Here is a 20,510-nt window from a genome sequence, read left to right on the forward strand (position 1 = left end):
CGTCCCTCCGGGGTGTTTCAGGATGCTGCGGGGGCGTCGCTGGGAAGCCCCACGATGACGTCGGGCACGGCCGTGCCCTCGGAAAGCCGGTAGTTCGCGCCCACGATCGCCAGTCGCCCATCGGCGACGGCGTCGCTGATCAGCTCGGACGAGTGCAGGAGCTCGGCGACGGTGTCGCGCAGGTGCTCGCGTCCGACGTGCTCGGCGTCGATGCGGTCGGCGGGGTTGCCGGCCCTCACGCTCTCTCGCTGCACACGGCGCACCGCCGGCACGATGGGGGCGATCAGCCGCCAGATGTGCGGCGGGAGGGGCGCGGAATCCGCGTTCGTGCTCTCGATCGCGGCCGCCACCGCCCCGCATTCGTCGTGCCCCAGCACCACCAGCAGCGGCACCTCGAGCACCGCGACGGCATACTCGAGGCTGCCGACGACCGAGTCGGAGACCACCTGACCGGCGTTGCGCACGACGAACAGGTCGCCCAGACCCATGTCGAAGATGATCTCGGCCGAAAGACGCGAGTCGGAGCATCCGAACAGGACCGCACGCGGGCGCTGTCCGGCAGCGACATCGTGGCGGCGCTCGACGTTCTGCCGCGGATGCCGCGGCTTGCCCGCGACGAAGCGCGCGTTGCCGCGCTGCATGCCTTCCCACGCGGCGCGCGGGGTCAGACGCGCTTCGCTCACGGGGCAGCCTCCTGCAGAGCGCGGATCTGGGCGCTCAGCGAGCGGGCGGTCTGCGTGAGCAGATGGTCGGGAGCGGTGCCGTACACGAGCACGACGTCATCGCCCGCCTGGACGCTGAGGGCACCGGTGACGTTGCCCGCCTTCTCGGGGTCGGCGATCGCGTAGCGCGACCACTGGACGCCGTCGATGGTCTCGGTGGCGGCGATCCCGGCGCCGCCGAGCTCGCGCGTCGTCCACGCGGCGTCGGCGCCGAATCCCTGCGCGACGCGCAGGAAGCCGTCGTCCTCGCCGGGAACGTACGCGATCGTCCACGCGCGGACGGCGTCGGAGGAGCCCGACTCGACTCGGGCGACGTTGACCCGCCACTCCTGCGGCACCTCGGGCACGACCAGCGCGCGCCCTTCGTTCGCCGAGATGCGGTCGGCGACGGCGGCGACGTCGATGTCGGCCTGCGCGGCGGGTTCGCCGCGCGGCACGGCGAACACGATCACGAGCACGACCGCCATCGTGGCGATGAGCGCGGCGACGAGGTTGCGCACATTCTGGCTCGACCGGTACGCGGCCGAGAACGCCGCCTTGCGCTCGGCGGTCTCTTCGGGAGTCTCGGGCCTGCCGAGCTCGGCGACCACGCGAGGCTGCCTGGCCATCAGGATTCCGTCGCCGGGTCGGTTTCGGCGGTGCCGCGGGCGGCCTCGAGGCGCCGCTTCGCGCCGAGCAGCCACTCCTCGCAGCGTGCGGCGAGCGCTTCGCCGCGCTCCCACAGGGCGAGGGAGTGCTCGAGGGTCGGGGCGCCCTGCTCGAGTTCCTTCACGACCAGCACGAGTTCGTCGCGGGCCTGTTCGAAAGAGAGTGCCGACACGTCGACGATGTTCTCGCTCGGCACGGTCATGCCTCCATTGTAGGTTCCCGGCCCAGGACTGCCGGCTCCGCGGCATCGGGGCCCGACTGCGCGATCTCGCCCTCGGAGCGAGCGGCGAACGAGCCGCGTCCGACCGTGACGGTGACGGCCGCTCCGGCCGGAGCCTGCGCCGCGTCGCGCACGATCACGCCGTCCTCGAGGTGGGCGATCGCGTAGCCGCGCGCGAGCGTGGCGGCGGGAGACAGCGCCCGCAGCGTCGCGCGCAGCTCGGCCGCCTCACGCGCCTCACGCGCGAGCCGGCGGTCGACGATCTCGCGCCCGCGTGCGGTCAGCATCCACTGCTGCTGCGCGCGCGAGTCGATCATCGACTCCGGGGCGCGCAGCACGGGCCGCGAGCGCAGCTGCTCCAGGCGCTCGACATCGTGCGCGACGCGCTGGGTGAGGCGCGTCGTGAGGCGCGCGCGCAGCTGGCCGACGAGGGCGTGCTGCTCCGCGACATCCGGCACGATCCGCTTGGCCGCATCGGTCGGCGTCGACGCGCGCAGGTCGGCGACGTCGTCGAGGAGCGGGCGGTCGTTCTCATGCCCGATCGCGCTGACGACGGGGGTGGATGCCGCAGCCACCGCCCGCACGAGCCGCTCGTCGCTGAACCCGAGCAGGGTCTGCGGGTCGCCGCCGCCGCGGGCGATGACGATGACGTCGACGTCGGGATCGGCGTCCAGGGTCTTCAGCGCCGCGATCGTCTCGGGCACGCATCTGTCGCCCTGCACGGCCGCGTACTCGGTGCGGAACCGCACCTGGGGCCAGCGCAGTTCGGCGTTGCGGTGCACGTCCTTCTCGGCGTCGGACCGCTCGCCGGTGATGAGCCCGATCAGGCGCGGGAGGAACGGGATCGGCTTCTTGCGCGACGCGTCGAACAGGCCCTCGGTGCGCAGCTGCGCGCGCAGGCGCTCGAGCCTCTCGAGCTGATCGCCGAGTCCCACGTGCCGCATCGCCGACACGCCGAAGCTGAACGCGCCGGTCTTCGGGTAGTAGTCGGCCTTGACGCACGCGATGACGTGGCCGCCCACCTTCAGGTCGGCGGGCAGGCGCACGCGCGTCGACGACCAGATGCGGAACTGGATCGAGGCATCCGACCCGGCGTCCTTCATGCCGCCGTAGACGATGCCGCCGCGCACGTTCCACGAGGTGATCTCGCCCTCGACCCACACCGAGCCCCAGTTGCCGATGAACCCGCGGATCGTCTCGTTGAGGCGCCCGATCGACGTGGGAGAGTCGGCCGAAGAGTCGCGCGGGTGGACCGAGTCGGGCGGGGGCGCCTGGCCGGGCACCTGCTGCGGCTCGAACGTCGTCATGCGGTGGTGCCTCCTGTGCGGGTCGGCCGGGTGTTCGGTGGCGGGCGAGGATGCGGGCGCACGGCCCGCTCACGGACCCGCCCCGTACAATCGGGGGGTGAGCATCGACTCTGCCGTCACCGCCCCGAGCCCTTCGCCGGGCCGCCCGGTGAGCGTGCCCGTTCCCCGGATTCCCCGGCGACGGGAGCGCCTCAAGGATATCCCCGTCCCCGGACACAAGCGGGTGCTGCTGGCATCCCCGCGCGGGTACTGCGCGGGAGTGGATCGCGCGGTGATCGCGGTCGAGAAGGCGCTCGAGCGCTTCGGCTCTCCCGTCTACGTGCGCAAGCAGATCGTCCACAACATCCACGTCGTGACCGAGCTCGAGGCCAAGGGCGCCGTGTTCGTCGACGAGGTCGACCAGGTGCCGCCGGGCGCCCACGTCGTGTTCAGCGCGCACGGGGTGTCGCCTGCCGTCGTGGGCGCGGCATCCGATCGCGGCCTGCAGGCCATCGACGCGACCTGCCCGCTCGTCACGAAGGTGCATCGCGAGGCGGTGCGCTTCGCACGCGACGACTACGAGATCCTGCTCATCGGCCACCTCGGCCATGAAGAGGTCGAGGGCACCGCGGGCGAGGCGCCCGACCACGTCACGATCGTCAACTCTCCCGCCGACGCCGACACGATCGAGGTGCGCGACCCGTCGAAGGTCGTGTGGCTGTCGCAGACGACGCTCTCGGTCGACGAGACGATGGAGACCGTGCGGCGCCTGCGCGCGCGGTTCCCGCAGCTGCAGGATCCGCCGTCGGATGACATCTGCTACGCCACGCAGAACCGCCAGGTCGCGATCAAGAAGGTCGCCAGAGACGCCGACCTGGTGATCGTGGTCGGCTCGGCCAACTCGTCCAACAGCGTGCGGCTGGTCGAGGTCGCGCTCGAGCACGGCGCGAAGGCCGCCTACCGCGTCGACTACGCCGACGAGGTGCGGCAGGAGTGGCTCGAGGGTGTCGAGACGGTGGGGGTCACCAGCGGCGCATCCGTTCCCGAGGTGCTCGTGCAGGAGGTGCTCGAAGAGCTCGCCGGGGCCGGCTACCGCGACGTCGCCGAGGTGCGCACCGCCGAGGAGGACCTCATCTTCTCGCTCCCGAAGGAGCTGCGACAGGATGCCTCGGGCAAGCGCGACGAGCGCGCCCTGGGCGGACGGGAGCGCTCGTGAGCGACGTGCCCGACCCGCGGCCGCGTCCCGCCTACGGCGAGTATGCGACGCCCGAGGAGCAGCGAGCCCGCATCAAGGATCCCGGAGCCGCGTGGGTCTACTCTCCCGCAGCGGACGCGGTCGTGGCGCCCGAGCAGGCCGCGCCGGCTCAGCCGGTTCCCGAGCCCGCGCCGGCGGGAGTGCGCGCGGGTCGCCCGCATCCGGTCGACCGCGTCGTGACGCTCGCTCTGCTGGCCTACGGGCTCATCAACGTCGCGTTCACGGCCTTCTCATTCCTCGACCTCGCCTCTGTCGCCCAGCAGGCGATGGATCTCATGGGCATCGAGGGCGAGTTCACGAACGTCGACGCCGCGCGCACGTGGGGCATCGTGGCGGCCGTCGTGCTCGTTGTCGGCTACGTCGCCACGGCGGCGCTGTCGGTGCTGCAGCTGCGCCGCGGACGCATCGCGTGGTGGATTCCGCTCGCCGGGGCGGTGGCGACCTACCTGGTCGTGTACGTGTGCCTCGCGGTGCCGCTGCTGGGGGACCCGGCGTTCATCGGATACGTGTCGAATCCGTCCTGATGGGGCCGATCGCCGCCGGGTAGGCTGACCGGATGCCCCGTCTTCTCGCCGTCTGCACCGTCCACCAGCTGCGGGCCGATGCCGGATCGGTGGGCGTGACGGCGATCGACAAGCGCGCCGTGGACGGCCCGGTGCGCATCGGCGAGTACGGCGTCTACGCCGACGTGCAGGCCGATCGCAAGCACCACGGCGGCCTCGACAAGGCGCTGTACGCGTATGCGCAGGAGGACGCGGAGCACTGGTCGCGCGAGCTGGGACGCGACCTCGCCCCTGGGTTCTTCGGCGAGAACCTGCGCACCGAGGGCATCGACGTCAACGCGGCCCTCATCGGCGAGCGCTGGCGCATCGGGCCGTCGGTGGTCGTGGAGGTGACGATGCCCCGCACGCCCTGCCAGACCTTCGCGCGCTGGGTCGGCGGCGACGACGAGCGCGGGTGGGTCAAGCGCTTCTCGCGCGAGCGGCGCCTGGGGCCGTACCTGCGGGTGGTCTCGCATGGCCGCGTGCAGGCGGGCGACGAGATCGTCGTGATCGAGCGTCCCGACGGCGCGCCGGGCCTCCTCGACGCCTACATCGACCCGCGGTGACGGTCCCGGGTGCCACGATGAACCGGTAGACCTTCCGTCTCGTGCTCTCTTCGAGGAGGTGACGGATGCCGCCGGATGCCGACCCCCGACTGGCCGCGCTCTTCGACGCGCACGCACGTCCGCTGTGGCGGTACGTCGTGCACCTCACCGGAGACCGCGCCGGCGCGGACGACGTGGTGCAGGAGACGCTGCTGCGCGCCTGGCGGACGCCGCGCATTCTCGAGCAGGAACCGTCGTCGACGCGGGCGTGGATGATCACGGTCGCGCGGCACCTCGTGATCGACGAGGCGCGCAGCGCCCGTCGGCGCCACGAGCAGCCGGTAGCCGACGTGCCCGACCGCGGCCGGGACGACGACACCGACCGTCTGTTCGAGGCGATCCTCATCGAGGAGGCGCTCGCGGCGATCAGCGTCGAGCACCGCTCGGTCATCGTCAACGCGTACTACGGCGGACTCAGCGTCGCACAGACGGCGGCCGCGCTGGACATCCCGGAGGGAACCGTGAAGTCCCGGCTGCACTACGGACTGCGGGCCCTGCGGCTCGCGCTGCAGGAGAGGGGGGTGACGCGATGAGGCCAGATCACGCGCACTTCGCGGAGTGGGACGCCGCGTACGTGCTCGGCGCCCTCGCGCCCGACGATCGCCGCGCCTACGAGGCGCACCTCGACGGGTGCGCCGAGTGCCGGCGTGCGACCGCCGAACTCGCCCCGACCGTCGGTCTGCTCTCGCGTGTTCCCGCAGCCCGCGCCCAGCGCATCGAGGACGACCCCCCGACGACCCAGGCCCGAGATGCCGCACACGACGAGGTCGCCCGTGCCGGCCTTGCCTCGCTCACCCGCGCACGTCGACGCCGGCGCCGCACGTGGTGGACGGGGTCGATCGCGGCCGCCGTGATCGTCGTCGGGGCCGTCGCCGTGCCGGCGACGATCGCGATCCTCGCTCCGCGACCGGCCGCCGCATTCGCCCTTGAGGACGTCGCGGGGGTTCCTCTGGAGGCGTCCGTGCGACTCACCGACGTCGCGTGGGGCACGCGCATCGACCTGGAGTGCCGGTACCCCGACAGCGACGACGGGGGGCAGGGGAAGAGCTGGGTATACGCGCTCGCGATCGTCGACGCGAACGGCGAGGGCCAGACCGTGTCGACGTGGCGCGCGTGGCCCGGGCTTTCGGCACGGCTGAGCGCGGGGGTCGCGCTCGAGTCCGACGCGATCGGCGCGGTGGAGATCCGCGCGATGGACGGGACGGTCCTCATGCGGTACGAGCTCGGCCAGCCGGGCTGAGTGCGCGCCCGGCCGAGGCACAGGGCGACAAGACGACGGATGCCTCGCCCCGGCCCTCGCGCGGAGGGCGGGACGAGGCATCCGTTCTGAGAGCCTGTGCGCTCAGGCGCTGATGCTGTGCCCGTGCGAGCCGAGCTGCTGGGTGGCTTCGACGACGCGGGCGGCCATCGCCGACTCGGCGACCTTGCCCCACGCACGCGGGTCGTAGGCCTTCTTGTTGCCGACCTCGCCGTCGACTTTGAGCACGCCGTCGTAGTTGTGGAACATGAAGCCGGCGACCGCGCGCGTGAAAGCGTACTGCGTGTCGGTGTCGATATTCATCTTGACCACGCCGTTCGCGACCGCGAGGGCGATCTCTTCGGGGGTCGAGCCGCTGCCGCCGTGGAAGACGAGGTCGAGGGGCTTCGGGCCGGTGCCGAACTTCTCGGCGATGCCCGCCTGGATCTCGCCGAGCAGTTCCGGGCGCAGCTTCACGTTGCCGGGCTTGTAGACGCCGTGCACGTTGCCGAACGTGAGGGCGGCGATGTAGCGGCCGTTCTCGCCCAGGCCGAGCGCCTCGACGAACTTCGCCACGTCGCCCGTGGTGGTGTACAGGGCGTCGTTGGTGCCCTCGTGCTTGACGCCGTCCTCTTCGCCGCCGACGACGCCGATCTCGACCTCGAGGATCGCGTTGATGTTCTTGATGCGGGGCAGGAGCTGTTTCGCGATCTCGATGTTCTCGTCGAGCGGGACCGCCGAGCCGTCCCACATGTGGGACTGGAAGATGGGGTTGCGGCCAGCCTTGACCTCTTCTTCGGAGGCGGCGATGAGCGGCAGCACGAAGTCCTCGAGCGCAGGCTTGGGGCAGTGGTCGGTGTGGAGGGCCACGGTGATCGGATAGCTCTTGGCGACCTCGTGGACGTAGGCGGCGAAAGCGAGGGCGCCGGTGGCACGGGCCTTGACGGTGTGGCCGGCGAAGTAGTCGGCGCCGCCGGTGGTGACCTGGAGGATGCCGTCGGAGCCTGCTTCGGTGAGACCCTGCAGCACGGCGTTGACGGACTGCGAGCTGGCGGCGTTGATGGCCGGGAACGCGTAGCCACCGGCCTTCGCGCGGTTCAGCATCTCGGCGTACTGCTCTGGGGTGGCGACGGGCATGTGTGCTCCTTGCTCAGCGTGCGCGGCTCTGGGCGCGCACGGTCGATTCTGCCTGCACGGTCACTCTAGCGAAGGGCACTCCGATGCACGGATGCCTCGTCCCCGCCGCCGGGCGCACGCAGCGCAGTCCTGACGGGGTGTTAAGAACGACGATTCCTTCGGTCTAGCGCGGGTGAAAAGCCGCGGAATCCACCGACCCCGATCGTTAGGCTGATCGCATGGTGAGCCTGACCGCAGATATGAGTCCCCTCCGACCCGACCGCAACCTCGCACTCGAGCTCGTGCGCGCGACGGAGGCGGCGGCGATCCGGTCGGCTCCGTGGATCGGCCGCGGGCAGAAGGAGCGTGCCGACGGCGCGGCCGTCGACGCGATGCGGGCCTTCTTCACCACGGTGAACTTCGACGGGCGCATCGTGATCGGCGAGGGCGAGAAGGACGACGCCCCGATGCTGTTCAACGGCGAGCACGTCGGCACCGGCCGCGGGCCGCAGTGCGACGTCGCGGTCGACCCGATCGACGGCACGTCGCTGACCGCGGCGGGTCGCAACAACGCGCTCTCGGTGATCGCTGTGTCGGACGCCGGCACGATGCTCGACGCGTCGAGCGTCTTCTACATGGACAAGCTCGTCACCGGCCCCGCGGGCGTGGGAGTCGTCGACATCCGCCTTCCGATCGGCGAGAACATCCGCCGCCTTGCGAAGGCGCTCGGAAAGCCCGTGGAAGAGCTGTCGGTGTCGGTGCTGAACCGGCCGCGCCACGAGCAGCTGATCGACCAGATCCGCGAGGCGGGTGCCGGGACCCGGCTCATGACCGACGGCGACGTCGCGGGGGGCATCAACGCGGCGCGTCACGACGCCCGCACCGACATGTGCGTCGGCGTCGGCGGAAGCCCCGAGGGCATCGTGACCGCGTGCGCGATCAAGGCCCTCGGCGGCCACATCCAGGGTCGGCTGTGGCCGCGCGACGACGATGAGAAGCAGCGCGGGATCGACGCCGGGCTCAAGCTCGACGACTACGTGTACGAGGCCGACGAGCTCGTGAGGGGCAAGAACACGATCTTCGTGGCCACCGGTGTCACCGATGGCCAGCTCGTGGCCGGCGTGCAGCGTGAGGGCGACTACGTGTACACCGAGAGCGTCGTGCTGCGCGGCGCGTCGGGAACGCTGCGGCGCGTGTCGTCGGAGCACCTCGTGTCGAAGTGGCTGTGAGCTGAGCCTGGCGCACCGGCGGCCGACACGCCGGTGCGATGCGGGTGCGCGGGCTTGTCTGGCAGAGTGGATGGTGTCGTCGAGGTCGACGCGGTCCCCCTTCCAGGCCTGAGGAGTTTGACGATGTCCGCACCGGTGAGCGAACCCTCGCCACAGACGGGGGCGCAGGCCGTGGTGGCCGACGCGACGGATCCGGCTCGTCGTCCCGACGTCCTGTTGCGGGTGCGGCGCGATGAGGACCACGAGATCTCGGTCTGGTGGCCGATCGGGGCGTTCATCGGATTCTCGGTCGCCGTGATCGCCCTCATGAGCTTCATCCCCGGCGGCGTATAGCGTCGCCCGTCGCCGGCGTCCGCCGCCCTGGGGGCGTGGGACGACCTACGGCTCGATCCGGTCGCGAAGGTCGCCGACGTCGGCGGTCAAAGTCTCGGGGCCGTCGTCCAGCGCGTCGAGAAGCTCGGGTGCCGTGAGCCGCCTCGGTGTCTTGTCGATCGCGGTCGGCACGGCGACCGCGTCGAGCCGCGTCTGGTCGATGCCGGGGAACCGCCGTGCGCTCACCAGGACACGTGACTCGAGCGAGCCGGCGAGCTTGTTGTAGCTGTCGATCGTGCGTTCGATCGCGCGTCGCAGGTCGTCGGCGTGCCCTGCGAGCCCTCCGAGGCGCTGGTAGAGCTCGTTGCCCAGCTCGAACAGTCGCCGCGCCTCTTGCGAGACGTCCTGCTGGGTCCACGTGAAGGCCACGGTCTTGAGCACCGCCCACAGGTTGACCGGGGAGGCCAGTGCCACCCGCTTGCCGAAGGCATAGTCGAGCAGCGTCGGATCGGCCTCGAGGGCGGCGGCCAGCAGCGACTCGCTCGGGACGAAGCACACGACGAACTCGGGGCTGGAGGGCAGCCCCTGCCAGTAGCTCTTGCGGGCGAGCGCGTCGACGTGCGCCCGCATGGCCTTCACGTGCTTGTCGAGCAGGCCGCTGCGGCGGGCGGCTTCGGCGCCGGTCGCCGTGAACGGGATGGCGCTGGCCTCGATGTAGGCGTCGAGCGGCACCTTCGCGTCCACCGCGATCGCCTTGTCGCCGGGGAGGCGGATGACCATGTCGGGCCGCCCGGTGCCCGCCTCGGTCGTCACCGTCGTCTGCAGATCGAAGTCGACGTACCGCGTGAGACCGGCGGCCTCGACGACGCGGCGCAGCTGCGTCTCGCCCCACACGCCTCGGGTGGAGCCAGAGCGCAGCGCGCCCGCGAGGGATTCGGTCGTGGCCCGCAGCGCCTCTTCGGACTCGTGGGTGCGCCGCAGCTGCTCGGCCAGGGCGCCGAACTGCGCGTGACGATCGCGTTCAAGGTCGTCGACCTTGAGCTGCATCGTCTGCAGGGTCTCGTGCACGGGTGCGAGGGCGCGCAGCACCGCCTGCTCGCGCCGGTCGCGCTCTTCGCGCAGCGCCTGGTCGGACCGGGTCTGCGCGGCGAGCTCGCGATACAGCGCCTGCTGGTGGTCGAGCTGCGCCTGCACCCCCTGCCGGGCGGCCTCGGCGGCGGCGACCCGCGCGCGCAGGTCGGCGTTCTCGCGCGCGGCGCGCGCGGCGCCTCGCGCCAGGCCCGCCGCCCACCCGGCGAGCAGGCCCGCGGCGAGGCATCCGATCACGATCACGACGACGAGGAGTGGATCCATGCCGTCAGCTTGCCGCAGGCCTCCGACATCGCCGGCCCGACCCGGCGTGTCAGACCGCCGAGAGCTGGGTCGGCGTCGCGGCGACGGGCGCATCTGCGGCCCCATCGGGCACTGTCATGTGCGCGACGCGCGCCTTGGCGGCCGCCGCGAGCGCGCGGATGTCGTCGACGCCGTGGCGGGAGGCCGCGTCGATCATGATGTGCGCGCACGCGAGGGCGTCCGCGGTCGCGTCGTGGTGCGCGAACCCGGTGAAGCCGGCCTCGGCCGCGACCGACGGCAGGCGATACGAGTCCAGCGCGTAGGTGCGGCGGGCGACCTGCAGACTGCACACGTAGTGGTAGGCGGGGCAGTCGTCGCCCGTCACGATGCACGCGCGGCGGATCACGGACATGTCGAATCCGGCGTTGTGGGCGACGAGCACGTCCGAGCCGCAGAAGCCCGCGAGATCACCCAGCTGCTCGCTCCAGGTGGGCGCGCCGACGACGTCCTCGGCGCGGATGCCGTGGATGCGCGTGTTCAGCTCGAAGAACTGATCGTGCGGGAACGGCGGCCGGATGAGCCAACCCTCCGTGGCCACGACCTCGCCGCCGCGCACCCGCACGAGCCCCACTGAGCACGCCGAGGCGTTGCTGGAGTTCGCCGTCTCGAAGTCGATCGCGGTGAAGTCCAGGGGCACGCCGCCAGCCTCACCCGTGCGAGCGTCCCGGTCGCGCAGGCGCGCCGCGCCGGCGCGGACGTAGGCTCGGGGTCATGGTCAGTCGCGAAGAGATGTCCCTGTCGTTCGGCGCCGCCGCGCGCGCGTACGCGTCGGGCCGCCCCGGCTATCCGCGCGAGGCGGTCGACTGGATGCTCGAGCCCGTCCGAGCCGACGCGCGCGCGCTGCGCGTCGCCGACGTCGGGGCGGGCACCGGCAAGCTCACCCGCACGGTGGTCGAGGCGGGCGCCGAGGTGGTCGCGATCGACCCCGATCCGGGCATGCTCGCCGCGCTGCACGAGCACGTGCCGGGCGTTCCCACCTTCGTAGGGACGGCGGAGCGGATGCCCCTGCCCGACGCCGCCGTCGACGCGGTGCTGCTCGGTCAGGCGTGGCACTGGGTCGATGTCGAGGCCGCGTCGGCCGAGGCTGCCCGGGTGCTGCGCTCGGGCGGCGTGCTCGGGCTGGTGTGGAACATCCGCGACGACTCGGATCCGTGGGTGGCGCGCCTGACCGCCACGATGCACGGCAGCCACGCGGAGGAGATGCTCGCGGACGGCGGCGTGCGCGTGGGCGCACCGTTGGCCGCGGTCGAGGAGCGCACCTGGACGTGGACCCGCCCGCTCACGCGCGCGGCCTTCCTCGACATGGTGTCGTCGCGCAGCTACGTCATCACCGCGTCCGACTCCGATCGGGCGACGATCCTCGCCGGCGTCGACGCGCTGTTCGACGAGCGGTGCCGGAGCGACGAGGGCGACGCCCAGGGCCTCGAGGTGGTCGACGTCCCGTATGTCACCCGGGCGTATCGGAGCATCCGACCGTAGCCGTGCGGCCCCGTGTCGGAGGCGGCTTCACCGGGCCGACGCGCTGGCGCGTCGATTCCGACGGCATGCGCCCCGCGTAGAGTGGATGCCCGTGGCTCTCACCATCGGAATCGTAGGACTGCCCAACGTCGGCAAGTCCACCCTCTTCAACGCCCTCACCAAGAACGATGTGCTCGCGGCGAATTACCCGTTCGCGACCATCGAGCCGAACATCGGGGTCGTGAACCTGCCCGATCCGCGGCTCGGCAAGCTCGCCGAGATCTTCGGCTCCGAGCGGATTCTGCCCGCGGCGGTGTCGTTCGTCGACATCGCCGGCATCGTGCGCGGGGCGAGCGAGGGAGAGGGGCTGGGGAACAAGTTCCTCGCGAACATCCGTGAGGCCGATGCCATCGCCCAGGTCGTGCGCGGCTTCGCCGATGACGACGTGGTGCACGTCGAGGGCGCGGTGAACCCGCGCAACGACATGGAGACCATCAACGCCGAGCTGCAGCTCGCCGACCTCGAGACCATCGAGAAGGCGATCACGCGTTACGAGAAAGAGGTGAGGGGCCGCAAGCTCGACCCCTCGGTGCTGCAGACGGCGGTCGAGGCCAAGGACGCCCTCGAGCGGGGCGTGCTGCTGTCGGCATCCGGAATCGACCTCGCCCCCATCCGTGAACTGGGCCTGCTGACTGCCAAGCCGTTCATCTTCGTCTTCAACGTCGATGAGAGCGTTCTGACGGATGCCGCGCGCAAGGCCGAACTCGAAGCCCTCGTGGCTCCGGCCAAGGCCGTGTTCCTCGACGCGAAGATCGAGTCCGAGCTCATCGACCTCGACCCGGAGGACGCCGCGGAGCTGCTCGCGTCGACCGGTCAGGACGAGTCTGGCCTCGACCAGCTCGCACGCATCGGCTTCGACACTCTGGGTCTGCAGACGTACCTGACCGCCGGCCCCAAGGAGGCCCGTGCGTGGACGATCGGCAAGGGCTGGAAGGCGCCGCAGGCGGCGGGCGTCATCCACACCGACTTCGAGAAGGGCTTCATCAAGGCCGAGGTCATCTCGTTCGAGGACCTGGTCGCGACCGGCTCCGTGGTCGAGGCGCGAGCGAAGGGCAAGGCGCGACTCGAGGGCAAGGACTACGTCATGCAGGACGGCGACGTCGTCGAGTTCCGCTTCAACGTCTGACACAGACCCGGCAACCCGCAGGAGGAGCCACAGATGAGTGACATTCAGATCTTCGAGCCCGATGGCCGGGCGATCCCGTACGCCGTAGAGGGCGAGGGGCCGGTCTCGCTGGTGCTGATCCCCGAGCACGGGATCGAGCGCAACGCTCTCGGCACGATCGCGCACTACCTGGCGGAGGAGGCCGGATTCCACGTCGTGCGGGTCGGCTCGCGCGCTGAGGCCGACGAGGCGACCGCGCTGGTGGACCACGTCGCCGACGTCACCGCGGTGCTGGAGCACCTCGGGCTCGAGCACACGTGGATCGGCGGGCACGGCTTCGGCGGCACGGTCGCGCGCGAGTTCGTGGTGGAGCACCACGAGCGAGTGAACGGCCTGCTGCTGCTGGGGGTCGAAGACGTCGACATCCCGCTCGCGCCCGTCCTTCCCGTGCTGATCATCCAGGGCACGGATGACCAGACGCTGCCGCCCGCGAACGGCGAACGCCTGCGCGCCACGGCGCCCGAGCGTGCCACGGTGAGAGCCGTCGACGGAGCGGGGCACCTGTTCCCGATGACACACCCGGTGCCCACCGCGTTCATCATCGAGGAGTACCTCGACTGGGACTGAGACCGGCTCGGCTCGCCACCGCCGCCGGGAAGCCCGCATCCGAGAATCCCAGGGTCGCGCCCCCGCGGCGACCGGCATAGAGTGCAGGGGTGGGCGCCCGCGACGCGCAAGCGGATGCGCCGGCGGAGCACGACTCGGTCGACGCCCTGGTCGAGGCCACCCACGACAGCCCAGCCCCGAGCCGTCGGCGTCATCGCCTCGCCGCGGTCATCGCATCGGCTCTCGGCGGGCTGGCGTTGGCGGGCGGCGGTATCGCGGCGGGCATCGTCCACCTCTCGGCCAACGAGCGGTTCGACGCGGCCGCCGATGAGCTGGACGAGTCGGTCGAGCGCGCCGCTGCGGCCGACGACGCCCTCAGCGCCACCCTCACCGCTGTGCACGCCGAGATCGACCTCGCGGGAAAGATCAGCCAAGCCGCGACCCCCGCGCTCGTCGGCCAGGCCGCCGACGAAACCCTCGAGACCATGGTCACGGCGGCCTCGGGCTCGGTGGACGCGGCCGCGACGCTGCTTGCCCGAGCCGAGCCGAAGCACGACCCCGCGAAGCCGTTGTGGCCGTGGGAGCTGCACGACGAGGCATCCGTTCTCGAATCGCGGGCCGATCAGACGGATGCCTCCACCCGCCTCGTCGAAACCACCGAAGACGCCCTCGCCGACGCGAGCGCCGATCTCGGCGAAGCGGTCAGCGACCTGTACGCGAGCGTCGCGCCCGCCGCCGCGGGCCTGGAAGAGGCCAGCGTCTCTGCGGAGGCGGACGTCGTCCTCGACTTCCGCGAGGCGGCGGGCGCGGCATCGGCCCAGTCCGAGATCGCTGACGCCGCGCTCATCGCGCTGCAGGACTACGCGCGCCAGGCCGAGGCGCTGCGCGCGTCGGGCGAGGCCGAGGCTGCCGAGAAAGCCGGACCCCTCTACGAGAGGCGGCTCGAGGTCGAGGCGTTCGCACGGTCGATCGCGGGCGGCGTCGTGCTGGACTTCGACTGGGCGCCCGTCGTCGCCGGAGTCGGCGGGGCGAACGCACTCGGCGGCACGGCCGAGTGGGACCCCGACCGCGGCGGCACGGCGACCCTCACATTCTCGGACTCCGTCGCCCAGTGGTGGCCCGACGAGGTCGCCCAGGCCGTTGTCGCCCACGAGGTCGGCCACGCCATCTCGGCGAAGTGCGTCGGCATGTACGACCAGACACGCCGCAGCACGCGCGAGGAGTGGGCGACCGCGTGGGCGATCAGCATGGGCCACACCTCTTACGGCAATGGCACACAGGCCTACGGTCCGCCCCGGCAGGAGATCGTCGACCTCGCAGCGACCTGCCGATGACGGGGCACAGCCCGCTGCGCGGCCTCGTCATATCGTCGTCAGGGCGTGGAAGGCATCCGCCGGGTCGCAGCGACGAGATGGTCGCCGAGCATTCTCATGCGCTGCGGGGCACGCCGATCGCCGGTTCGTTGGGCTGATCCTGCTCGCCGAACGGATGCCGAGGCATCCGTCATTCGAATCGGGAATGCTCCCCGAGGCGGTGCCACGAGCGGTTGTGGTAGACCAGCGCGTTGCCGTGGTCGCCGGGCTCGACGTGCCGGCCGATGCTCGCCTGCACCGCCTGGGCGGCGATGACGGTGGAGTCGCCCGCGTCCATGCGGCTCACGACGGCGCAGCGCGCCCACGCCCGCACGCCGTGGTAGACCGGCTCGCCCGTGGCCAGGCGCGACCACGTCGAGGTGTCGGCGAAGCGGTCGACACCGCTCGTGGCGCCCAGCCGCGCGAGGTCGACGTCGTCGGCGTCGAGCAGGTGCACGACGATCGACTCGGCGGCCGAGATCGTGGGGGTCGCCGATGACAGCGACGAGATCGAGAAGATCATGAGCGGTGGGTCGACGCTCACCGACGACACCGACGACGCCGTCAGCGCGACCGGCCCGTGCTCACCCTCGGCCGTGATGACCGCGACCCCGCCCGGGTGCCCGCGGAAGAGCGCCTTGAACGTGTCGGGCGACACCGTCGGGCCGATGCCGTGCGCGGAGTGGTGGCGCGCGGCATCGTCTTCGGACGGCGGAAGGGCGGAAGGCAGAGAGGTCATGATCACGACGCTATTCATCGGTTCGCCTGGTTCGCATGTCGCGTCGCAACATGCCGAAACCCGGCGTCGTATGCAGAAACTCTACGCGCTCAGAGCTGGGCCGAGCCTCGGAGCCTCGGCCTGGGCCCACTCGGCGATGATCCGCTCCCGCTCGTCGACCGCTCCAGCCGGGAACGCGATCCCGCGGGTGGGGACGGATGCCCCGAGCTCGACGAGCAGCGGTCGCAGGGCGTGCTCGACCGCGAGCGCATGGGTCGGCGCGCCGATCGTGAGCAGCGGCACCGCCGTCACGGCCGAAAGCCCGCCGCCGGGGTACCGATCGAGGAACGCCTTCAGCAGCCCCGTGTAGGTGGCCTTGTAGGTCGGGCTGGCCACGACGAGCACGTCGGCGGCTGCGACGCGCGCGAGGAGCGTGTCTATCTCGGCGTCCGGAAAGCGAAAGAGCGCGCCGGCGACGTCGGCCAGATCGATCGTCGGCGCGATGCCGGCGCCGGTGCGCTCGGCGAGCTGGCGGGCGACCTCCTCGGCGACGAGGCGGGTGCGCGAGCCCGGCTGGGGGTTTCCGACGAGGACGACGATCGTTGCCATGGTTCTCCTTACAGGGACGGATGCCGCAACCGCCCGACCCAGGCTATTGGTCCTCGCCCGCCGCGAGCCAGGACGGTGCCCGGCCGCCGCCGTCGCGCGTCACACGGCGACACGAGCCAGCCCGCCCCCAGGTCGCACCCCGGTGCCAGGATGAGGTCATGCCGGAATCCCCCGAGGTGCAGGCGCTCGCGGACTTTCTCGCCGTGCGGACGGCAGGGCTTCGCGTGCGCGACGTCGACGTGATCGAGTTCCGCGTGGTCAAGACGCGCGAAAGACCCCCCTCGACGCTCGTCGGCGCGCGGGTCAGGGGTGCGTCACGCCACGGCAAGCACATCGCGCTCACGTTCGACGACGGCCGGATCCTGGTCATCTCGCTCGGTCGCCACGGCTGGATCGCGTGGCACGACGACAGAGAGGCGGAGCCGCTTGCGGACGACGCGCCGCCCGCGCTCGCACGCATCGGATTCGACGGCGGCAGCGCGATGGAGGCCACGGATGCCGGGTCCTGGGTGTCGCTCGGAATCTTCGTCGTCGACGACCCGGCCGACGTGCCCGCGGTCGCCAAACTCGGGCCGGACCCCGCCGACCCCGGCTTCTCGCGCGCGGACTTCGACCGCGCCTTCGCCGGACGGCGCAAGCAGGTCAAGGCGATCCTGCAGGAGCAGGAGTCGATCGCCGGAGTCGGGAACGCCTACTCCGACGAGATCCTGCACGCGGCGAAGGTGTCGCCGGTCGCGCACGCGTCGTGCCTCGACGCCGCCGCGCTCGACCGGCTGCACGCGGCGACCGTGGACACCGTGCGCGACGCGATCGCGGCGCGGCGCGGCATCCCCATCGATCAGCTCAAGGCGGCCAAGACAGCCGCGATGCGCGTGCACGGGCGCGCCGGTCAGGCGTGCCCGGTGTGCGGCGGCCAGATCCGCGAGTTCGCGTTCGCGAGCACGACGGCCGACTACTGCCCGACATGCCAGACGGGCCGGTCGCTCCTCGAGTGACCGAGCAGCAGGTGCGACCCGCACCGGGAGCGCGGCTCAGGCGTCGGCGTACTTCATGACCACGCGGCCCTCGATCTTGCCGTGCTCGAGACGGTCGAAGATGTCGTTGATGTCGTCGAGCGTCTCGACCGACGAGACGGTGGGCTTGATCAGCCCGCGCGCGTAGAAGTCGAGGGCCTCGACCATGTCCTGTCGCGTGCCGACGATCGAGCCGCGGACCGTGATGGCGCGCAGCACCGTGCTGAAGATGTCGGCGGGGAAGTCCCCCGGGGGAAGGCCGACGAACACGACGGTGCCGCGTCGGCGAGCCATGCCGGTCGACTGCGCGAAGGCCTTGGGGTGCACCGCGGTGACGAGCACGCCGTGCGCGCCGCCGATGGCCTGCTGGATCGCCTCGACCGGGTCGGTCGTGGCCGCGTTCACGACCACCTCGGCGCCGTGCTTCTTGGCGAGTTCGAGCTTCTCATCGTCGACGTCGACCGCCGCCACCCGCATGCCCATCGCCCGCGCGTACTGGACGGCGACGTGACCGAGCCCGCCGATGCCGGAGATGACGACCCATTCGCCGGGCTTGACCTCGGTGACCTTGAGCCCCTTGTAAACGGTGATTCCCGCGCACAGGATCGGTGCGACCTCGATCGGGTCGGAGCCCTCGGGGATGCGGGCGGCGAAGCGCTCGTCGACGAGCATGTACTCGCCGAATGAGCCGTCGACCCCGTAGCCGCCGTTCTTCTGCTGCTCGCACAGCGTCTCCCAGCCCGTGCGACAGAACTCGCACGCCCCGCACGCGCTCCACAGCCACGCATTGCCGACCAGGTCGCCGACCTTGAGCGAGGTCACGCCCTCGCCGAGCGCGACCACCTCGCCGTAGCCCTCGTGGCCCGGGATGAGCTCGGGCTTGGGGGGGACCGGCCACTCGCCGCGCGCGGCGTGCAGGTCGGTGTGACACACACCGCTGGTGATGACTCGCACCAGCGCCTCGCCGTGGCCGGGCGTGGGGATCGGCACGTCGCGGACGACGAGCGGCTTGTCGGGCGCGACGACGACGGCGGCGCGCATCGTGCTTCCTGCGGGAATCGACATCTGCATCACTTCCTTCGCGGACGGACGGTCGCCGCCCTGATGCTGACGCTAGTCCTTTCTACGTTGCCTGTGGTTGCAACCGCCTGCGGCCGTCACCGCGCGTTTACGATGGGTTCATGACGACTTCGCCGCTGCCCACGCCGACCCTCCAGCCGATCGCCGACGACAAGAACCTGCTCGCGCCGATCGAGTCCAGTGACTCGTGCTGCGGCGGAGGCTGCTGCAGCGTCTGACAGGCCGATCAGTGCCCGGCCGGCATCGCCTCGGGGGTGTCGGCGGGCTTGCGGATGAGGAACGCGCCGACGATCATCGGCACGGACGCGATCGCCGCGATGAGGAACGCCGCGTCTGCTCCCGCCGCGCCGGCCGCCGCCTCCGTCGCTCCTGCTCCGGCGGCTGACGCCGTCACCGCCGTCAGCACCGTCACCATCAGCGCGATCCCGGCCGCGCCGGCTACCTGCTGCACCGTGCCCAGCACCGCAGAGCCGTAGGAGTAGAAGCGCGGCTGGAGCGACGCGAGCGACGCCGTGAACAGCGGGGTGAACGACATCGCGAGCCCGAGCGAGAGGATCGTCTGGGCGACCGCGATCGTCCAGATCGTCGTGCTCTGGTCGAACGTCGTATAGAACCACAGCAGCGCGCTCGCGATGATCGTGCCCGGCACGAGCAGCACGCGCGTGCCCCGGCGGTCGTACACGCGGCCCACGATCGGGCCAACCAGGCCCATCACCAGCGCGCCTGGGAGCACCGCGAGCCCGGTCTCGAGCGCGCCGATGCCGAGCACCGTCTTCATGTAGAGCGGAAGCACGGTGATCGCGCCGAAGAACGCGATCGACAGCAGCGCGATCTGGCCGATCGCGAGCGAGAAGTTCAGCGAGCGGAACACGCGCAGATCGAGCAGCGCATCGTCCACGCGCTGCAGCACGATCTGGCGCCACACGAACAGCCCCAGCGACACGACGCCGACGCCGAACGCGACCGACAGCGTCACGATCGAGAGGGCGCCGGTCGCGGAATCCGCCGTGCTCTGCTCGGCCACGACGCCGATCTGGCTCAGCCCGAACACGATCCCGCCGAAGCCGAACGCCGACAGCACGATCGACAGCGCGTCGATCGGGGCGCGGGTCGTCTCGCCGAGGTTGTGGATCCAGCGCGCGCCCACCCCGAGCGCGACGAGGGCGATCGGCAGCACGATTCCGAAGATCCACCGCCAGCTGAGGGTGTCGAGCACGAGGCCCGCCATGGTCGGCCCGATCGCGGGCGCGAGCGCGATGACCACGCTCACCCGGCCCATCATGCGGCCGCGCGCGTGCGGCGCAACGACGGTCATGAGGGTGGTCATCAGCAGCGGCATCATGATCGCGGTGCCGGATGCCTGCACCACCCGGGCAGCGACCAGCACCTCGTAGCCCGGGGCTACGAGGGCGATCAAGGTGCCGAGCGAGAACAGGCTCATGGCGGCGACGAACACCGCGCGCGTGGTGAAGCGGCGCAGCAGGAAGCCCGTGATCGGGATGATGACGGCCATCGTCAGCATGAACGCCGTCGTGAGCCACTGCGCCTGCAGCGCGGTGATGCCCAGGTCGCCGATGAGGTGCGGGATCGCGATGCCCATCGTCGTCTCGTTGAGGATCGCGACGAAGGCCGCCGCAAGCAGCAGCCAGACGACGCGGTTCTGCGCGGGAGTCAGCCGCGCGTCGGCGGCGCCGGCCTCGGCGCGGGCGGGGATCCGGATGTCTCCGGTGCCCGGTCTGGTGTCGGTCGCAGCCATAGGTCGTCTCCTCGATGATCGGCGGGGGTGACTGCACCATGGTGGCGCACCCTTCCGACAACCGTGTCGGCCGCGACGGAATTCCCGGCTCGACGGGCCGATTGCCGCCGTGCTCGGGCACGTCAGGAGCCGGGGTCATGCGCTCAGCCCAGCCTCGACCGACCCGCTGTCGTGGGCCGTGACTAGGCT

Annotated in this window: 23 protein-coding genes; 12 read left to right on the forward strand and 11 right to left on the reverse strand. The window is 71.4% G+C overall.

Going from position 1 to position 20,510, the window contains the following annotated elements; genetic code table 11:
- Positions 1 to 17: 17 nt before the first annotated feature.
- Genes AB1K54_RS03895 through xseA form a run of 4 tightly spaced genes read right to left on the reverse strand, consistent with a single transcriptional unit; the run spans position 18 to position 2,897 of the window.
- Entirely contained in the window at positions 18 to 641 is a 624-nt protein-coding gene (locus tag AB1K54_RS03895; RefSeq protein WP_371201476.1) for a carbonic anhydrase, read from the reverse strand.
- Between the two features lie 38 nt (positions 642 to 679).
- Positions 680 to 1,330 carry a DUF4245 family protein gene (locus tag AB1K54_RS03900; RefSeq protein WP_371201393.1) on the reverse strand — a complete coding sequence of 217 codons (651 nt, stop codon included), beginning with the start codon at positions 1,328 to 1,330 and terminating at the stop codon, positions 680 to 682.
- The gene (locus AB1K54_RS03905; protein WP_371201394.1) at positions 1,330 to 1,572 is read right to left on the reverse strand and encodes an exodeoxyribonuclease VII small subunit; all 243 of its coding nucleotides are present in this window, start codon (positions 1,570 to 1,572) and stop codon (positions 1,330 to 1,332) included. Before AB1K54_RS03905 ends, AB1K54_RS03900 begins: the two co-directional genes overlap by 1 nt.
- On the reverse strand, positions 1,569 to 2,897 hold the full coding sequence (gene xseA / locus AB1K54_RS03910; protein ID WP_371201395.1) for an exodeoxyribonuclease VII large subunit: 1,329 nt from the start codon (positions 2,895 to 2,897) through the stop codon (positions 1,569 to 1,571). The genes AB1K54_RS03905 and xseA overlap by 4 nt, the downstream gene beginning before the upstream one ends.
- 154 nt (positions 2,898 to 3,051) lie before the next feature.
- On the opposite strand from xseA, the gene AB1K54_RS03915 reads away from it, so the two are divergent.
- From AB1K54_RS03915 to AB1K54_RS03935, 5 genes are all read left to right on the forward strand, one after another.
- The gene (locus AB1K54_RS03915) at positions 3,052 to 4,092 is read left to right on the forward strand and encodes a 4-hydroxy-3-methylbut-2-enyl diphosphate reductase (RefSeq protein ID WP_371201477.1); all 1,041 of its coding nucleotides are present in this window, start codon (positions 3,052 to 3,054) and stop codon (positions 4,090 to 4,092) included.
- Positions 4,089 to 4,655 carry a DUF6264 family protein gene (locus tag AB1K54_RS03920; RefSeq protein WP_371201396.1) on the forward strand — a complete coding sequence of 189 codons (567 nt, stop codon included), beginning with the start codon at positions 4,089 to 4,091 and terminating at the stop codon, positions 4,653 to 4,655. The genes AB1K54_RS03915 and AB1K54_RS03920 overlap by 4 nt, the downstream gene beginning before the upstream one ends.
- A gap of 32 nt (positions 4,656 to 4,687) precedes the next feature.
- The gene (locus AB1K54_RS03925) at positions 4,688 to 5,239 is read left to right on the forward strand and encodes an MOSC domain-containing protein (RefSeq protein WP_371201397.1); all 552 of its coding nucleotides are present in this window, start codon (positions 4,688 to 4,690) and stop codon (positions 5,237 to 5,239) included.
- A 65-nt stretch (positions 5,240 to 5,304) separates the two neighbouring features.
- Positions 5,305 to 5,811, forward strand: a complete 507-nt coding sequence (locus tag AB1K54_RS03930; RefSeq protein WP_371201398.1) for a sigma-70 family RNA polymerase sigma factor — start codon at positions 5,305 to 5,307, stop codon at positions 5,809 to 5,811.
- Complete coding sequence (locus AB1K54_RS03935; RefSeq protein ID WP_371201399.1) at positions 5,808 to 6,518, forward strand: anti-sigma factor; 711 nt, start codon at positions 5,808 to 5,810, stop codon at positions 6,516 to 6,518. The genes AB1K54_RS03930 and AB1K54_RS03935 overlap by 4 nt, the downstream gene beginning before the upstream one ends.
- Positions 6,519 to 6,620: 102 nt before the next feature.
- Here the strand turns inward: AB1K54_RS03935 and fbaA are convergent, their stop codons facing one another.
- Positions 6,621 to 7,652: a class II fructose-bisphosphate aldolase gene (gene fbaA / locus AB1K54_RS03940; RefSeq protein ID WP_371201400.1), complete on the reverse strand. Its 1,032-nt coding sequence runs from the start codon at positions 7,650 to 7,652 to the stop codon at positions 6,621 to 6,623.
- Between the two features lie 218 nt (positions 7,653 to 7,870).
- Here fbaA and glpX point away from each other — a divergent pair, with 218 nt between their 5' ends.
- The gene (glpX, locus tag AB1K54_RS03945) at positions 7,871 to 8,860 is read left to right on the forward strand and encodes a class II fructose-bisphosphatase (protein ID WP_371201401.1); all 990 of its coding nucleotides are present in this window, start codon (positions 7,871 to 7,873) and stop codon (positions 8,858 to 8,860) included.
- Positions 8,861 to 8,983: 123 nt separating this feature from the next.
- Complete coding sequence (locus tag AB1K54_RS03950; protein ID WP_371201402.1) at positions 8,984 to 9,193, forward strand: UDP-N-acetylmuramyl pentapeptide phosphotransferase; 210 nt, start codon at positions 8,984 to 8,986, stop codon at positions 9,191 to 9,193.
- 45 nt (positions 9,194 to 9,238) lie between these two features.
- On the opposite strand, the gene AB1K54_RS03955 is transcribed toward AB1K54_RS03950, so the two are convergent.
- Together AB1K54_RS03955 and AB1K54_RS03960 are read right to left on the reverse strand one after the other, a co-directional pair.
- Positions 9,239 to 10,525, reverse strand: coding sequence for a DNA recombination protein RmuC (locus AB1K54_RS03955; RefSeq protein WP_371201403.1), 1,287 nt, complete (start codon positions 10,523 to 10,525; stop codon positions 9,239 to 9,241).
- Between the two features lie 49 nt (positions 10,526 to 10,574).
- Positions 10,575 to 11,201, reverse strand: a complete 627-nt coding sequence (locus tag AB1K54_RS03960; RefSeq protein WP_371201404.1) for a 3'-5' exonuclease — start codon at positions 11,199 to 11,201, stop codon at positions 10,575 to 10,577.
- 74 nt (positions 11,202 to 11,275) lie between these two features.
- Between AB1K54_RS03960 and AB1K54_RS03965 the strand changes: the two genes are divergently transcribed.
- The 4 genes from AB1K54_RS03965 to AB1K54_RS03980 all read left to right on the forward strand — a co-directional run bounded on the left by AB1K54_RS03965 (position 11,276) and on the right by AB1K54_RS03980 (position 15,127).
- Entirely contained in the window at positions 11,276 to 12,043 is a 768-nt protein-coding gene (locus AB1K54_RS03965) for a class I SAM-dependent methyltransferase (protein WP_371201405.1), read from the forward strand.
- A gap of 91 nt (positions 12,044 to 12,134) precedes the next feature.
- Positions 12,135 to 13,208, forward strand: a complete 1,074-nt coding sequence (ychF, locus tag AB1K54_RS03970) for a redox-regulated ATPase YchF (RefSeq protein ID WP_371201406.1) — start codon at positions 12,135 to 12,137, stop codon at positions 13,206 to 13,208.
- 33 nt (positions 13,209 to 13,241) lie between these two features.
- Positions 13,242 to 13,814 carry an alpha/beta fold hydrolase gene (locus AB1K54_RS03975; RefSeq protein ID WP_371201407.1) on the forward strand — a complete coding sequence of 191 codons (573 nt, stop codon included), beginning with the start codon at positions 13,242 to 13,244 and terminating at the stop codon, positions 13,812 to 13,814.
- Positions 13,815 to 13,903: 89 nt separating this feature from the next.
- The gene (locus tag AB1K54_RS03980) at positions 13,904 to 15,127 is read left to right on the forward strand and encodes a hypothetical protein (RefSeq protein ID WP_371201408.1); all 1,224 of its coding nucleotides are present in this window, start codon (positions 13,904 to 13,906) and stop codon (positions 15,125 to 15,127) included.
- A 169-nt stretch (positions 15,128 to 15,296) separates the two neighbouring features.
- On the opposite strand, the gene AB1K54_RS03985 is transcribed toward AB1K54_RS03980, so the two are convergent.
- Together AB1K54_RS03985 and AB1K54_RS03990 are read right to left on the reverse strand one after the other, a co-directional pair.
- A complete protein-coding gene (locus AB1K54_RS03985) occupies positions 15,297 to 15,884 on the reverse strand; it encodes a flavin reductase family protein (RefSeq protein ID WP_371201409.1) in 588 nt (195 codons plus the stop codon).
- Positions 15,885 to 15,965: 81 nt separating this feature from the next.
- On the reverse strand, positions 15,966 to 16,472 hold the full coding sequence (locus AB1K54_RS03990) for an NADPH-dependent FMN reductase (RefSeq protein ID WP_371201410.1): 507 nt from the start codon (positions 16,470 to 16,472) through the stop codon (positions 15,966 to 15,968).
- 158 nt (positions 16,473 to 16,630) lie between these two features.
- Between AB1K54_RS03990 and AB1K54_RS03995 the strand changes: the two genes are divergently transcribed.
- Positions 16,631 to 17,467 (forward strand): Fpg/Nei family DNA glycosylase, encoded by an 837-nt coding sequence (locus AB1K54_RS03995; RefSeq protein ID WP_371201411.1) that lies wholly within the window; start codon positions 16,631 to 16,633, stop codon positions 17,465 to 17,467.
- Between the two features lie 36 nt (positions 17,468 to 17,503).
- Here AB1K54_RS03995 and adhP read toward each other — a convergent pair whose 3' ends face one another.
- Positions 17,504 to 18,526 (reverse strand): alcohol dehydrogenase AdhP, encoded by a 1,023-nt coding sequence (gene adhP, locus AB1K54_RS04000; RefSeq protein WP_371201478.1) that lies wholly within the window; start codon positions 18,524 to 18,526, stop codon positions 17,504 to 17,506.
- 265 nt (positions 18,527 to 18,791) lie between these two features.
- A complete protein-coding gene (locus tag AB1K54_RS04005; protein WP_371201412.1) occupies positions 18,792 to 20,321 on the reverse strand; it encodes a DHA2 family efflux MFS transporter permease subunit in 1,530 nt (509 codons plus the stop codon).
- Positions 20,322 to 20,510: the final 189 nt, after the last annotated feature.

The sequence above is a fragment of the Microbacterium sp. BWT-B31 genome (assembly GCF_041379855.1).
Lineage (GTDB): Bacteria > Actinomycetota > Actinomycetes > Actinomycetales > Microbacteriaceae > Microbacterium.